A 15,976-nucleotide genomic window follows, 5' to 3' on the forward strand; every position below is an offset into this window, starting at 1 on the left:
TTCTAAAAAACTCGTCGGAGGTTAAACGAGACAATACCATGAAAAAAATAACTTCTTTTTTTTTGCCACTTGTATGTGTTTCAATGCTGTTTTTATTAACGGGCTGCCCCAAACCTGCTGACCCTGATTACAAAGCCTCGATTAAAGCTAAATATCAACAACTGGGCTGGATGCCAGAAGCCGATAACGGTGGCGAACCAGTTAAAACCGCAAGTGGTAACGGTTGGGTGCAATATTATGGCAACAAAGACCGCGCAATTTATTATATCGACGGAAAGGCATTTGGTTTCTTAAATTATGAAATGAAGAAATATGAAGCCCTCGGTCAAGATAAGTTTACGGCATTGGGTACGCCCACTTCTGATTGGCAACAGTTTTTGACGGGAATTACGGGTAATGAGTTTACTAAAGGAGTTATTGTTTCTACTCCAAAAGGTGTATTTGCCGTTTATGGCTCTATTTACGAAAAATACAAAGCCCTCGGCCGTTGGAATAGCCCACTGGGATATCCTATTGGTGATGAAGGTACCATGACTACTCGCAAAGAAGGACACTTTCAGCATTTTACCAAAACTGGGCCGCTTGGGCAAATTTATTGGAGCCAAGCCACAGGTGCTCAGGCGTTTTGGGGAAAAGTAGAGGGTATGTACGGGAGAGCTGGTGTCGGATATGATGGCAGTTGGTTGGGCTTACCAAAGTCGAGCTGTGACCCAAATAAAGCTGATAATCAACAAACAGTGGATTTTGAGAAAGGAAAGATTATAACTGGACCTACTTGCGGAGCTTACTTAAACCAAGCGAATGAAACGGTGTATCAAAACGGCGACAGAGCAGCTAATGTAAATTCTATTCCTTGTTATAATTATTAATCCATTCCTGAAAACTAATGAAAACACTGTTTTTTACATCTATATTTTTCTTAGTTGGCCTTTTGAGCATGGCCCAAGAAACCACGTGGCGAGATGTACCTGCCAACGAGCTCAATGGCGTAGCTATCAATGATTTGCAGGGACGTATGCGCGAAAGCATGGCTTATGCCACCCGCTATGGGTTTGGGGCGGGAGTTCCTACCTTTGAAAATGGCAACCAAAACGGCCAAATCGTCTATGGGACAGTGCTTGTTCCTAAAAAATATGTGGAGTTCAAAGATATTCCTCAGTCAGAACTGGGCAATGTTGATTTAAACAACTTTCAGGAGCGTGTTCGTCAATCGATGACATGGGCCGCCAACCACGGCTACTCAGCGGGTATTCCTACTTTTTATCATGCCGATCATGGTCGTGGAGTCGTATGCGGAACGATACTTTTCAAACCAGATGCCGTCACATTCCGAGATATTCCACAGAGCCGTATGGAACCTATCAACCGCGATGAGGCGGGTACAGCAGGCTGGGTAAGATCGGCAGTAAGGTACGCTTCTAAAATAGGGCAAGTGGGGGCTTTCCCTACCTTTCACCAAGCTACGTATAATGACAAGGGATTGGTTTATGGAGTTGTTTTTTTCAAAAAATGACAAAATAGGGGACGAACTTACCTTTGGATTTCTACTGGTATGAAGTATCTTTTACTGTGTACTCTATTGTTTTCAATGGGCTATGGGGCAGCCACTGTTACCCATCAAAGTGTAATATCTCAAAGAATACCCGAACTCCATCCTACAGATGAAAGAAAGCAACCGCGTCCCATTGAACCCTTAGCGCTGATTGCGTTTGGAACAACGATTTTGACCCCTGTTTTATTCTTTGGAGGTGTTGGGGTGGGAATTGTGGCGGTCATGGCACTTGGTAGCTTAACGCTCAGTATTATTAGTCTTGTGCGAATCAAACGCGGGAAGGAAAAAAAGAGGGGAAAAGGATTAGCCTTGCTGTCATTATTTTTTAGCCTGATTCTAACGGGTTTTGCTTTAATGATGGTGTTCATATAAATAGTTTGAACTACTATTCAAGAATGAAAAATCTGTCTAAGACAGAGTAGTGCGGAGCATCGAGCCATGGTATGTTTTAAAAATGGAATGACCCTAAAATTTTTAATCCTAATGAAGAAAGGAGAGCTATACCTTTTGCCCTTGCTACTGCTTTGGACGTTTGGCTTGTGCCCTGTATTCGCCCAAGACCTCAGTCAGCTTTCTGCCAAAAATCCCGTGAAGGTATCGGGAAGTGTGGGCGCACGAAGCTACTACAGTATGGGGAGTCGTAGTCCGTTGTACCGAGCCAATCCGTTTGGCTATGGGCTGTCGGGAAGTGTGACGATTACGTTGTTAAATGGACTCAGCTTTCCTTTTTCGGTTAGTTATTCAAATCGTCAAACGAGTTTTGCCCAGCCTTTTAATCAATTTGGTATGAGTCCTACCTACAAGGGATTTACCCTTCACGCTGGCTACCGAAATCTACGTTTCTCAGACTATACCCTCAATGGCTTTACAGTGCTTGGCGGGGGCTTGGAAGTACAGAAAGGGCTTCTGAGGATGGGTTTTATGATGGGGCGGCTCAACAAAGCAATTACATCGGCCGAAAATCGCCCCACTACTTTTCGGCGTATGGGCTATGCGGCAAGGCTGGGCGTAGGGAAAGGACAAAACTACGTTGATCTGATTATGATGCAGGGCTATGACGACGCTACCTCACTGACAGATTATGAGAAGTTTGGACTGAGTCCAGCCAAAAATACGGTCGTGGGAGTGGTCATAAATAAGAGCTTTGGAACGCGACTGGTTTTTAATGCAGACGCCGCCTTTAGTATCTATACGGGCGATGTCAACGCCGCCAAAATAGACCCCGCCCTGCTTGAAGCTCAAGTGTCGCCTGTGCTCTACAAAACGGTTGATGTCAATATCTCTTCAAGAGGGTTAATAGCTGTCAGTAGCAGCTTGTCGTATAGTGGAAAAGGTTATGGGATTCGGGCAGGTTATCAGCGTATCGACCCAGGGTTTACGACCATGGGAATGTATAATGTGAATAACGATTTGGAAATTATCTCCGTCGCTCCGCGTTTTAATCTTTTGAAGAATAAAGTGGTTTTTAATGGCAATTTGCGTCTTCAACGCGACAATCTCTACAGCGATAAGCTACGAAGTACGCGGCGATTTTTGCCCTCTGCTACGCTATCAATCAATCCTTCGGCGATGTTTGGCTTTATGGTCAATGCCAATTACAGCACGCTCAATCAAGCGCCGGGTATCAAGCAAACCGTTACGCAAGCAGTACAACTTATGAATCAGGCCAATTATACCCTGATGCTCATGCCTAGGCTTACATTTGTAAATGAAGCGTTTAGCCACAATCTGATGTTATCCGTGGGGACTAACCAGCTCATCGATAACAGTACGGATACTACCTTTAAACGTAACACCGAATATAGTGGCCTTAATGCTAACTTTAATTATGGACTTTCGCTCGATAAACAGTTTTTAAGTGCTGATTTTGGGGTGAGTTATTTTTCCCTCACAAACATTGGTGGTACTACCGATAACTTGGGTATGACGGCTGGGGTAAGCAAAGGTTTCCTGAAAAATAAACTTACTACCAATTTCAGTGCCAACTACAACCTATCTAAAGAGAGCAACGCTATGAGTTTTTCGGCTTCGGCTCACATGAAACCTGCCAAACATCATCGCGTAGGGTTGACTGCTTACCAAGTGATGAGCCAAGATGAAACTGCTACGAATCGCAATTTCAATGAATTTAGAGGCACACTCGACTATACCTATACTTTCTGAAAATGATGAAAAAGGCATTACTATTTCTTTACTTCTTGGCTATCAGTATGGCTACTTGGGCGCAGTATCCTGTTCAAGCAACGCTTTCTGTCAACGCGCCTTATTCAAATCTGTTTGGAGACTATCTGAAACCAGAAAAAGTACAGCTACAACTTTTCGGAAATAACACTGAGGTCAGAATCACAGGTTCGTTGAGAAGCAATACAGGCGTTGATTTGAGTTTACCCGACAATCTTGAATATTATACAGGTGATAAGAGCGTTTATCCGATTGTAGTTACAAATGCGGGTAAATTGTTGAATTCTAATGATTTACAGCAGTCTTATTCGGCCGAGAAACTACTTGATAAAAGTACCCAACCTCTAAAATTAGATGCTATCGGTAATTATATTTTGCCCGAAGGAGACTATGAACTTTGTGTCAAAACTTTTGAAGCAAACGGGTATAGGCAGCTATCTGAACAGGTCTGTTATAGGTTCACGATTACTTCTATCGAAGCCCCATTTCTGTTACAACCCCAAAACAAAGAATCCATTGCCAACGCAAGTGCCAACTATCAACCTTTGCAATTTTCGTGGACAAGCACGGCAGGTGTACTACCAAGTCGTATCAAATACAATCTTCAAATAGCCGAACTGCTCCCCAATCAAAACGAATACGATGCTTTTCGGTCGGGGCCGTTGTTTGCAGATATTCAAATAGAAAATGGTAGCCCTACATACTTATACAAGGCAAGTGACCCCAAATTTGAAGTGGGGAAAAGCTACGCTTGGCGCGTGGTAATAGCTGAAAAAGAACCGATTTCTAAGTATTACTCTTTCCAAAATCAGGGACTTAGTGAAGTTTTTACGTTTAAGTATGGTGGAAGTGATCCTTCCAGTCCCTTTACTATTTCGGCTGCTTATCCCAAAAACAACCGAGCGATGCCTTTTAGAGGAATGCCCTTGGTAATCCAATATGCCCCCTACAAAGAAAGCTATCAGCGTTTTGATTTTAAGTTAAAAGTATGGGATGAAAAAAACAAAGAAATAGGCTCAAATGAAGCGAGTAACGACTGGTCAAGGTTTAATTCACCCGCCAAAGCGCAGGAGTTCGCCTTAAAGGGAATACCCGTCGATGATATTCTCGCCACTTTTCTGCCACTGAGTCTGCCTGAGGGCACAGCGGGGGCTAAGTTGTTGGCCGAATTTGAAAAACATCGTATCGCAAAATGGGGGGTCAATGCTATTATGACCGATAAGCCTGGCAAAGAGCTGAGTGGCAGTTGCAATGCGCAATTTGTCGCGGGTATGGATCAGCCTGTGTTGAAAACTCCCGCTGCCAATGCTAAAATAAACGATACAGGTGAGCTAACCTTCGAGTTTGAAACAAGCAAGCGACCCGCCGACGAAGATTTATTCCCGTTTGACATCACCCAGGCACAAAATGGAACAATAGGAAAATATAAATTGAGTGTCAATGAAAAGTATGTATTGGAAGTAGCCACTTCCAAAGAGTTCAAGCCAGACGACATCAAAGCTGTTCGGTCAGGGCAATTGACTGTCAATTCGGGGGACATTAAAAATGCTGCCCAACTGGCCGACTTGACGTATGCTACAATTTCTCAAAAAATACCCCTTACCACCGAGGTGATGTATTACTGGCGCGTAAAATGGCTCACCGATCCTGCTGCTGACGAAAAAAGCGCGCATTACGCGGTCAGCGAAATACGCTCGTTTTGTGTGGGAAAGTGTGGATCTCCACCACCACCTGACCCCGTTGTAACTATGGCCGAATGCAGCGGCTGCAAGTTTCCTGATATTCAGGATAAAATAGAAGAAAAAGCCAATCTGGCAGAAAGCAAAACCTTTTTGGCGGGTGGCACCAAAGGCTACAAAGTGGCCATTAATAAAATAAGCGATGCCAACAGCGGCAAAGGGGAAGGTATTGCAACCATTTTGGGTTTGCCCATGCAGGTAACATTTGAAGGAGTAAAAGTAAACAAAGACGGGGTCATGTTTGCGGGTAAAATTATGTCTAAGAAAAACAGTAGCGGTATCCCGAGCCTCATGCCCGATGCTACGCTGCCCAACAAACTGCCCGATTTTGATAAATTGACCAACACCAACGGCCTCACGCCTGATTTGACCAACCCCACACAGCTCGAAGCCCAAGCCCAACAAGTACAAACCGAACTTAAAAACCGCTGGGGACAAATCACCAACTATATCAATGAAAATGCGGCTACTCTCAAAAATGCTCCCAACACTGCTGGCTGGCAAACGCCCCTGGGTTTTACCCAAAACGCTGGTGGAGTGGACATTACTACGGCCTTCGAGAATTTCCTGATTACGCCCACCAATGCCCAGTTTGACGTAATGACGGTGGTGGAACTAAAAGAAGAAAATATCGTGATTCCATTTGGTTTCAAAGGAGCGTGCATTGGGATAGAAGGCAGTTGCCAGGAATATACATTGTACCTCTACAAAGATGTGCCTATCAGTAACTTAACCCTTAAAGGAGGTGCGGACTTGAGCAAAGCTACGTACGTGGTTTACAATACTAAAGATGGATTCAAACAGATCAATATTTATGCCGAATACGAGTTTAAAAAAGACATCATTCGCCGCAAAGACAATGACGAAAAAGTAATAGCCACGCTCAAAGCCCAAACACCTAACGGGTTTTCGGACTGGGTAGCCAAGGTAAGCATCCCCGCATTTAAAGTACACGGCATGGAAGACCTTGACTTTGAACTTGTAGGTGAAGCTACCTACGACCACAGCGACAAAGAAAACCCTGCTGGTATGGACAAAATGCTGGCGGCTCTCGAACCTAAACTCCCCAACAATGACAAAGGAGACGTGGGTTTGCTGAAAGAGAATACGTGGAAGGGGTTTTATTTGCCCCAACTCAAAGTAACGCTGCCCGAGGTATTCAAAGCCGACCAGAAAGACCGCGTAAACGTAACGGTTAATAATTTTGTAATTGATAGCCGTGGTGTAACAGGGAGTTTGGTCGCTAAAAACGCCATTGGTATCGGCGACGGAAATCTGGCAGGTTGGTATTTTTCGTTGGATAATTTCAACGTTACTTTTTTCAATAACGTGTTCATCGAAGCTGCTGCCGATGGCAAAATCGTGTTACCAATCTCGGGCGATGACAAAAGTACATCCCTTGCTTATACCACCACCCTTACCAAAGACAAAGAAGACAGCAAGCTGAAGTATCAGTTTGTGATTAAACCTGATAAAGATAAAGACATCAGCGCATCTATCTGGAAAGCCAAAATGAGTTTGTTGGCCACTTCTAACATCACTGTAACGGTGGGTGATAAAGCAGTGAATGAAGGTAAATTTCTGGCAAAGGCCGATTTGAACGGTGAGATGAGTTTTGATGTAAGCGAAGCCGTAACCGATGTCGCAGGCCTACCGCTACCGAGTTTCAAATTGGATATGTTTACATTTCAGGGACTTAAAATACAAAGCCAAGCACCCTATATTGAGTTAGGAAATTTTGACTCGCCTGCCCTCAAAAAAGGAAAAGATGTTTACCAAGGCTTTTCGGGCTTTGTTAGCAAATTTGCCAGCCCCCAAAAGAGTATCGGGGGATTTCCATTTACAGTAGATGCCTTTATGCCTGTCATGAAAGACGGCAAAGTAGGGTTTGTATTTGGAGGTGGCTTAGAAATGTCAAATATTCCACTCAAACCCGTTGCCAAAGTAGGATTGTCTATTTTGGCTGATGTAAAGCTGGAAAATCTACGACCCAAAATGCGTTTCGACGGGGTGTATTTAGACAGCGTATATGTTTCGGGAGAGTTGGGGCCTGTGAGTGTCAAAGGCTCATTGACTTTTTATCGTGGAGACAAAACAATGGGGAATGGCTTTGCTGGTAACTTAAGGGCAACATTTCCTCCAAAAATTGCACTTGCTGCGGAGGCTAAATTTGGTCATAAAGACAATTTTGGTTATTGGTATGTCTATGCTAATCTCAATGGTTTCAAACTTCCTATGGTACCGCCCGCAGTTTATATTACAGGTTTTGGCGGTGGTGCCTATCATAATATGACTCTCACCACACCGATTGAGAAAGGTCAAAATATCACTACAAAGCCTAACTATATTCCGAAAGAAGGGCCAATTGGCATTAAGGCGGGCGTAAACTTATGTATTGTCAAAGAAGAAATAGCCGCAGGACAAGTGGTGATGGGAGCGGAGTTTGGCGATGGGCTTAAACTCACACTCGACGGTGATGTGCAGCTTATCAATGCCTCTAACACCCCCTCCAAAGCAGGTGATGGGTTGATAAATGGCTCTTTCAATGCCATTTATGATAGTCAACAAAATCTTTTCGATTTCACGGGTAGTGTCACTGCCAAACAGGCTGGAATAGAACTTACTGCTGATAAAAACCTGCGGATTCATGCCAGCCCAGAGGGGTATTTTCTAAAAATTGGGGAGCCCGAAAATCGAATAAATTTGAATATCGTAGATGTCGCCACTGCCAAAACCTATTTTATGCTTGGTACAGACATTCCCGATATACCTGCTCCTGATGTGCCCGATGATGTACTTCGTAAGCTCAACTATAAGCCTTTCAAAATGGATAATGCCAAGTCGGGAGATGGTATTGCCTTCGGAGCCTCCCTCAACGCCGCTGCAAAAATAGACCTTGAAGTGGTGAGCGTAGGCTATCGCGCAGGGTTGGGCTTTGATATCAATCTTAAAAGCGGTGCTGGCGATTGCAACGGCAAACCCGCAGGCTTCAAGGGATGGTATGCTCAAGCACAAGCTTATGGGTATCTGCAAGTCACGGCAAGCGTGTTTTTGTTGGGTTCTACAAGTATAGGTTTGTATGCAAGACTGGGTACGGGGCTGCCCAACCCTACGTGGTTTGATGGCATGGTGTATGTCGAAAACCCTATCAAAGATTTCAGCTTGCCAGTTCAGATTGGTACCAAATGCGTAGTACGTACCAATCCGTTTGATAACAACCTTCTTATTAATAGTGTCAACATTAGCGCTGGCGAAAAAGACGTAAATGTGTTTCATTCTCCGGTACTGGTTCTGAATTATCCACTTGAATTTGAAGTGGATGCGCTTGATGACAACGAAAACCCTATCGTTGAGTCGTACAAGCTGGAAGTGGAAGCAGCTTATACAGGTACATCTTCTGCGTCGGTATCTACCAAAACGACCAACGATTTTATCTTAAAACGTGACGGGCAAACCCTGTTTTGGAATAAAGAAAGCATGTTTTTCCCCAAACAAGATTATCAATTAAGAGTATCAGCCAAGGCTTTGGTTAAGCGCGGCAATGAGGCAAATTATCAGGAGTATAAATGGAAAAACAACCCGGTCAGCGAAACAAGAAACATTAATTTTAGCACTGGAAAAATGCCCGATTCTTTTGATGACAATTTGGTAGTGGCACGGCTTCCATTTAAAAATCAACAATACGCATTGGCGAATGAATACAAACGTGGCCGCTTGGGAATGGCCACTAAAGTAGAGTTTACAACCTATAGTGACGAAGAACGGCAGTTTGAGGACAAACCTATCATATTACTGACGAACCAAAAAACACAAAAAGCCGTAGAAATTCCTACCCAACTCGACGGAGCAGATATTGATTACTCTTTTGCAGGTGGCCTTTCTTCTTTTGGAGGAGCTGGGAAACTCGAAAAAAACACAGAATATACTGTCAAATTGGTATTGAGGGGAAAATCTTTGGTTTATACAACTGATGCTTCAAATACCACTTTTGCTAAATTAAATACCAAACCCAGTACTGCGCTTGATGCAGAAAGCAAAACCAATACCGTAAAAGCGACAGCTACTGGGGGAGAACGAATCACCTCTCTCAAAAATAACATGACTACATCCAAAAAGCTAGTTCTTGAAAAACAACCCGATTTGACGTTATATCAATACCGTTTTAAAACGAGTGAGTATGCTACTTTCAATGAGAAAATGGCGGCTTACCAAAGCGATATAGAAGGGAAAGGATATGGCTACTTAGCAATGGTAAGTTTGGGAGGGAATCAGACTCTTGAACCATTAGAAAAAACAGATGTAGAACCGCAGGTTTTTGGAGAAAGGGGGAAAAATAAGGGCGTATTGTTTGAGATTATCCCTGCGCCTAAGCTGAGTCGATATTATACTCAAAAATTGGTACAGCTTGATAATCTCTTCACTGGTACCAAACTCAATAATTGGTCGTGGAATTTACTGTCGCCTGAGATGAAAAACTTGAGGTTTCAAAACAAAATCAGAACCTATTTTACAGGTTATGACAAGGCGGACTTAGGAACTCAAAAAGTAGAAAAGAAGGCACGTTTTAGCATAGGAGGGGGAGGCGCTAACTTAAATAAGTCGTTGGTTTATACAACGTTTGCGTATTCACTTGAAGAAGTGAAGGCCAACTATGAAAAGCTCAAAAATGAAGCCAATGGAGTTTGGGGACGGGTACTGGCTTATTACGAAACCCAAGAACTACACCAGCGCTTGCGTCAGGAGTTAATCAATAAAAAACCGATGTATCTCAATGACGCCCTGAAAAAATTTGACGTCGAATCGGTCAAAGTCATTGCAGAGGCATTCGGAAAAGACATCATTACCTATGGTGATTTGCTCAAAAAAGATACTGCTACTCGTGATAAGTTATTTGAGTTATTGCTCGGGCGCTTTGATATTGTTCCCTTCGACGACGACACCGCGGCGGCTGTTATTAGGTATTATGGTGGTCAAATCGGCGGGAATACCTTAGAAAAAAAGATAGAATTTAGATACGCTCAACCCTCTGCTTATCGACAACCTGACTAATGCCCATGAAAAAATTGTTTATTCTTTTATTCGCGTGTATGGGGTATTTTGTTCAGGCTCAGAAGGCCAACATCACACTCCAAGCCCATTATACAGGTGACTCAGTGATTTTACGTTGGTTACCCAAAGATGCCCTTGTGTGGAAATCAGGCAATCAATCGGGGTATCGGCTGATGCGATATACTGTGGATAGTGGCAATTTTAAAATTCTTGATTCTACGGTATTGAGTGCTAACTTAAAAGCATTTTCGCAAGCTCAATGGGCAGCTTTGCCGCCCCAAGATACCCTTGCCCAAGGATTTGCAAAATTGTTAAAAGAAGAAAAAAATACAAAAACAGGGTCGTTTGGCGAAGCTTTTGAAAGAAAAAATCATAACGATTATCGTTTCTTCTTTGTAATGCTCTATACAGCGGTTTATGCTGACTATGGTCAAAAAATGGGACTGAGATTTGTGGACAAAAACATCGCCAAAAACAAAAACTATCTCTATGTACTGAAGCAAGCGTCTCCTCTGAAAGGGTTGCCTGCCATTACGCCCGCGTCCATTCTAATCAATACCCAAAAGGTGGATGATAAACCCCTAATGCCAGTGATTTTCAAAGAAATAGGAGATAAAGTAGTAAAATTTAGGTGGAATCAGGCATTGGCCAATCAGCAATTTGTGGCTTATTACTATGACCGTTCGGACGACGGAGGAAAAAGTTTTAAGCGAATCAATAAAGACCCCTATCTCTACGGAAACCGTGATTCGTTATACATTACACTTGTGGATTCGTTGCCTCAAAACTATACAAATTACCAATATAGAGTCATTGGGCTGACCACTTTCGGCGTATTGAGTTCTCCTTCACCCATTTTGAATGTAAGAGGGCGTGATTTAACCCCTCCGATAGCTCCTACACATCTAAAAGCGACCAATTCTAAGGGGAGTGAGGTACTTATAGAGTGGCAAAAACAACTGAAAGAGGGTGATTTTAAGGGTTTTGTAGTAAAGAAAAGTAGCGAAATAAACGGTACTTATCAAACTATTTCTGAACTTTTGACTAAAGACATTACACGGTTTAAAGACCCATTAGGAAATCAATATGGTAAAAACTATTACGTAGTATCAGCCATAGATACCGCAGGCAATACGGCCATTTCATTACCTGCTTATGTGGTGATGAAAGACGAATCGGCTCCCTTAAAACCCACGGGTCTCAAAGGTAGTATCGATAGCGCAGGTATTGTTAAAATTCAATGGTCAAAAAACAATGAACCCGATTTGCTGGGCTATATGGTTTATAAAGCCAACGCCATCGACCACGTTTTTACACCCATCACCACTGATTTTTTGGCAGACGAGTTCTTTGCCGATAGCATTACGCTTCGTAGCCTTACCAAAAAAATTTACTATCGCGTGGTAGCTTTTGATAAGTCGCGCCGAGCCAGTCCCTATTCAGAAATTTTAGAACTCAAAAAGCCCGACCGTATTCCTCCCGTCAGTCCTGTATTCGATGGTTTTTCAGTATCCGACAGTACGGCGACTCTCCATTGGGTGCCGTCTTCGAGCGAAGATGTAAAAATGCAGATAGTATATCGGAAAGAAGATGGCAAAGACCCCGAATGGCGCGAACTGACGCGTCTGGATGCCAAAAAGAATTCATACATTGACAAGACCGTTTTACCAAAACATCGGTACAGTTATACATTAGTTGCCATGGATGACAGCCAATTGTTATCCGAAAAATCATTCCCAATCCAAGTAAAACCCTACGATTCGGGGATACGGCGAGGCGTGCAAAATTTAAAAGTTACCAAAACTACTGATGGTAAGCAGATTTTACTGACATGGAACGTAAATTCAGTGACCGCTAACCGGGTTTTGATTTACCGAGAAATAAATCAGTCAGGTTTGGTTTTGATAGAAGGATTACCAAGCACCACCAGTCAGTTTGTTGACAAATCTACGCAAACGGGAAAATACCGCTATGCCATAAAAGTGCTTTACAAAGACGGAGGAGAATCGATATTGGATAGTGTACCCAGTGTTCAAAGATAAAATAGCGATTTATCACTTTGAGTTTGGATACAATGTAATGAACGCACACTCAACCAACTCCACATTGCACTCAATGAACCTACCGTTTGCTCAGTTTTAGCTTGGATCTATTATAAACGGGTGAAGATTAGCACTGAAAATAGGGTTAAAAGCCCCTAAAGAATTGTTAACTTTTTAATTTTATTAAAATGAAAATTATCAAGAAACTCAGCTGGATAGGGTTGGTATTAATGGTTTGCGTGGTGTCTTGTAAAAAAGAAGATTCGCCACCAACCCCCGTGGCTAAAAGCTCCGCAAAAGCTATTACGAAGTTCACTTTTGCGGCTCTTAACCTCGCAGTGGATGCGACTATAAGTGGTACTACTCTGTCGGCTACAGTACCAGCCGCTACGGATATTACCAAGCTCGTACCCACGATTACGGTATCTGATAAAGCCACTGTATCACCTGCCTCTGGTGCGGCACAGGATTTTTCAAAATCCGTAACGTATACCGTAACTGCCGAAGACGGTAGTACGCAGGCGTATACAGTGAGTGTCGATAAAGAAAAAGGAGGGACAGTGTATATAGGCAACTTAGATGGTGTCTTTTATGCAATAGATGCGACTACTGGTGTCAAAAAATGGGAGTTTAAGACGGGGGCAAGTATTAATTCCTCCCCAACAGTGGTGAATGGTGTCGTATTTTTTGCCAGTTGGGATAAAAAACTCTATGCCCTCGACGCTGAGACAGGGGCTAAGAAATGGGAGTCAAATCCCTCAACCGTCAAATTGTTGCAGCCTTTTGCTGCCCCTTTGGTGAGTGATGGGCTGGTTTATTATCCTGGTGATAATTATTTCTATGCTTTAGATGCTACGACGGGTACCAAAAAATGGGAGTTTAGAGATGATGAAATATACGGCTGGCAGGCTTCTCCTACGCTCGTAAATGGTATTGTTTATGCTAGTATTAGAGGAACAGGAGTTCAGGTAGGCATTTATGGATTGGATGCGAAGACTGGAGCTAGAAAATGGAAGGCAGACAAAACATTTATTACCGAGTCGTCACCTGCAGTGATTGATGGGCTTTTGTATGCTGGGTCGGAGTTTAGTGGCTTTAACGCCTTTGATATTTCATCAGGAGTGACTAAATGGACGTTTGACAGCGGTTTGATTACCAATTCATCTCCCACTGTTGCGAATGGCGTCGTTTATATTGGGACTAGTGCGGTTGCTAACACTAACAATGATAAACTCTATGCTCTGGATGCTAAAACAGGGGCAAAGAAGTGGGAATTTAAAACTCCTGATGGCGGCCCTGATTATTCGTCACCTATAGTGGCTAGCGGTATCGTCTATATCGGTGCGGGAGGCACCCTTTACGCCGTAGATGCGACCTCTGGTATCAAAAAATGGGAAGCAAAACCTGAAGCCAACAATTTGATTGCTTCTGGGGCAGTTGTAGCAACGGGGCTAGTTTATCAGGGCATTGGCAAGAAACTCTATGCCTTTGATGCGGCTACAGGTACCAAAAAATGGGAATACGATACTGGCCGTACTATTGACCAATCATCTCCCTGCGTAGTAGCCAAAGACGGCACAGTGTATCATGCGGGTATTAGTGGAATGGTACAGTAAAAGTAAATAGAGAGAAATGGAGGGTTTTATTAAAAAACAAACAAATGGCTAAAAACATGATTTTGCATGATACGCGGCTACTGGGAAAAGCTCCTACCCATCTTGCGGATAATATTTTTAAAGTAAATAAAGAGAATAATATATCTCATATATTTGAGTGGATAGCCACCTATGCTCGTTCCCAAAATGGATTAGATAATCTTTTTATTATGTGTCATGGAGGTGCAAAACCTGCTGGAATAGAATCTGATAAAGCTGCCCAATCTATACCAAGTAGTGATGAACGAGGGTTGGCGATTGGGAAGGAGAATCTTCTGCTTTCTAATCTAAATGTGACAAGGGCCTTGTATGGCTTGGTCAAAAAAATTACAATTTATGCTTGTAATATAGCCCAGCAAGATAAAGGTGCCAAATATACTGCAAACGATGGTGAGTTGTTTTGTAGTTATTTGGCGGCTTATACCAATGCTGAAGTAATCGCGAGCCCTATGACTCAGAAATATAATAGAATTGGAATTTTTGCCCCTTTAACAGAAAGCGCAGGGACAATTGATTTTGGGGCATGGGAAGGACCAGTGTTTTCGTTTACGCCAGACGGTAAGAAAAAAAACCTTTGATTGTATAGAGGCTGATTTGGTAAATTGCAGCAACACTAAAAAAAGGATTGCTCTATGAACCGACATGCTTTTATGTTTATAATGTGGTTGGGAGGATTTTGTTTGCAAATTCATGCACAACAGGTACTCTCTCCCAATCACTTAGATACCCTTATCCAACAAATGATGACTCAGGCGAAAGTGCCAGGTTTATCGCTTGCGCTACTTGGTCCCAACGAACCTATTTCTCTTAAAATGTACGGAATGACTAAGGCAGATTCTTCACAGAAAGTGGATGTCAATACCGTTTTTGAAGCGGCCTCGCTTACCAAACCGATTTTTGCTTATGCCGTAATGCAACTTGTAGAAGCAGGGAAAATCGATTTAGACAAGCCTCTTTATCAATATTTGCCTTATGCTGATGCCGCTTTTGATGGGCGTTATAAGCAAATCACTGCGCGGCTAGTATTGAGTCATCGTTCGGGGTTTCCTAATTGGCGACGTAATCGACAAAAACCTCGGGTGAATATGTCATTTACGCCGGGCGAAAGGTTTGGGTATTCGGGGGAGGGCTTCGTGTATTTACAAAAAGTAGTTGAAAAAATCACAGGAATGCCCATCAATGATTGGATGGAGCAGCAGATTCTTAAGCCTCTTAAAATGAACCATAGTGGTTTTGTTTGGAAAGCCGATTTTGAATCCGATTTTGCTTTCCCTCATAATGACAAAAAAGCGATTGGGCAAAAATACAAACCTACACAAGCCAACATGGCTTATTCTCTTCAGACCACGGCAGCAGATTATGCACTTTTTTTACAAGCCTTACTCGACTCAAAAGGACTAAATCAAGCTTTGCTCGCCGAAATGCTTAGCCCTCAAACACCGCTACCGGAGCGTTTCTCGGGAGGAGAAATCGTCCCCCAATCTTTTTGGGGATTAGGAATGGGGGTGGAGCAACTGTCCGACGGAACCTATTTGTGGCATTGGGGGGATAATGGGGACTTTAAAGCCTTTTACATGGTAAATCTGACCAAAAAGGAAGGGGTAGTTTATTTTGCCAATGGAGAAAAAGGTCTCGATTTTGCCGATGAAATCATATATCACACGATTGGTGGAGCTCACCATGCTTTTAGTTTTTTGGGAATCAACTGGCAACAAGAACTAAAAAAACAAAAGTGATTTTGGTGAATAAAAATATCCC

9 protein-coding genes are annotated in these 15,976 nt (G+C 42.9%); all 9 read left to right on the forward strand.

Annotation, left to right across the window (positions count from 1 at the left end; genetic code table 11):
* Positions 1-38 precede the first annotated feature (38 nt).
* The 9 genes from P1X15_RS14075 to P1X15_RS14115 all read left to right on the forward strand — a co-directional run bounded on the left by P1X15_RS14075 (position 39) and on the right by P1X15_RS14115 (position 15,954).
* Positions 39-869 carry an LGFP repeat-containing protein gene (locus tag P1X15_RS14075; protein ID WP_277338765.1) on the forward strand — a complete coding sequence of 277 codons (831 nt, stop codon included), beginning with the start codon at positions 39-41 and terminating at the stop codon, positions 867-869.
* Between the two features lie 17 nt (positions 870-886).
* Complete coding sequence (locus tag P1X15_RS14080) at positions 887-1,513, forward strand: hypothetical protein (protein WP_277338766.1); 627 nt, start codon at positions 887-889, stop codon at positions 1,511-1,513.
* Between the two features lie 39 nt (positions 1,514-1,552).
* Entirely contained in the window at positions 1,553-1,924 is a 372-nt protein-coding gene (locus P1X15_RS14085) for a hypothetical protein (RefSeq protein WP_277338767.1), read from the forward strand.
* Positions 1,925-2,035: 111 nt separating this feature from the next.
* Positions 2,036-3,715 carry a hypothetical protein gene (locus P1X15_RS14090; RefSeq protein ID WP_277338768.1) on the forward strand — a complete coding sequence of 560 codons (1,680 nt, stop codon included), beginning with the start codon at positions 2,036-2,038 and terminating at the stop codon, positions 3,713-3,715.
* A gap of 2 nt (positions 3,716-3,717) precedes the next feature.
* Complete coding sequence (locus P1X15_RS14095) at positions 3,718-10,521, forward strand: hypothetical protein (RefSeq protein ID WP_277338769.1); 6,804 nt, start codon at positions 3,718-3,720, stop codon at positions 10,519-10,521.
* A 5-nt stretch (positions 10,522-10,526) separates the two neighbouring features.
* Positions 10,527-12,563 (forward strand): fibronectin type III domain-containing protein, encoded by a 2,037-nt coding sequence (locus P1X15_RS14100; RefSeq protein WP_277338770.1) that lies wholly within the window; start codon positions 10,527-10,529, stop codon positions 12,561-12,563.
* A gap of 188 nt (positions 12,564-12,751) precedes the next feature.
* Positions 12,752-14,179: a PQQ-binding-like beta-propeller repeat protein gene (locus P1X15_RS14105; RefSeq protein WP_277338771.1), complete on the forward strand. Its 1,428-nt coding sequence runs from the start codon at positions 12,752-12,754 to the stop codon at positions 14,177-14,179.
* 44 nt (positions 14,180-14,223) lie between these two features.
* Positions 14,224-14,796, forward strand: coding sequence for a hypothetical protein (locus tag P1X15_RS14110; protein ID WP_277338772.1), 573 nt, complete (start codon positions 14,224-14,226; stop codon positions 14,794-14,796).
* 54 nt (positions 14,797-14,850) lie between these two features.
* The gene (locus tag P1X15_RS14115) at positions 14,851-15,954 is read left to right on the forward strand and encodes a serine hydrolase (protein ID WP_277338773.1); all 1,104 of its coding nucleotides are present in this window, start codon (positions 14,851-14,853) and stop codon (positions 15,952-15,954) included.
* The last annotated feature ends 22 nt before the right edge of the window (positions 15,955-15,976 follow it).

The sequence above is a fragment of the Runella sp. MFBS21 genome (genome assembly GCF_029433105.1).
Lineage (GTDB): Bacteria > Bacteroidota > Bacteroidia > Cytophagales > Spirosomataceae > Runella.

Coding starts and splice junctions, on each gene's coding strand:
- P1X15_RS14075 (WP_277338765.1), top strand. CDS start 39: ATGAAAAAAATAACTTCTTTTTTTTTGCCACTTGTATGTGTTTCAATG.
- P1X15_RS14080 (WP_277338766.1), top strand. CDS start 887: ATGAAAACACTGTTTTTTACATCTATATTTTTCTTAGTTGGCCTTTTG.
- P1X15_RS14085 (WP_277338767.1), top strand. CDS start 1,553: ATGAAGTATCTTTTACTGTGTACTCTATTGTTTTCAATGGGCTATGGG.
- P1X15_RS14090 (WP_277338768.1), top strand. CDS start 2,036: ATGAAGAAAGGAGAGCTATACCTTTTGCCCTTGCTACTGCTTTGGACG.
- P1X15_RS14095 (WP_277338769.1), top strand. CDS start 3,718: ATGATGAAAAAGGCATTACTATTTCTTTACTTCTTGGCTATCAGTATG.
- P1X15_RS14100 (WP_277338770.1), top strand. CDS start 10,527: ATGAAAAAATTGTTTATTCTTTTATTCGCGTGTATGGGGTATTTTGTT.
- P1X15_RS14105 (WP_277338771.1), top strand. CDS start 12,752: ATGAAAATTATCAAGAAACTCAGCTGGATAGGGTTGGTATTAATGGTT.
- P1X15_RS14110 (WP_277338772.1), top strand. CDS start 14,224: ATGGCTAAAAACATGATTTTGCATGATACGCGGCTACTGGGAAAAGCT.
- P1X15_RS14115 (WP_277338773.1), top strand. CDS start 14,851: ATGAACCGACATGCTTTTATGTTTATAATGTGGTTGGGAGGATTTTGT.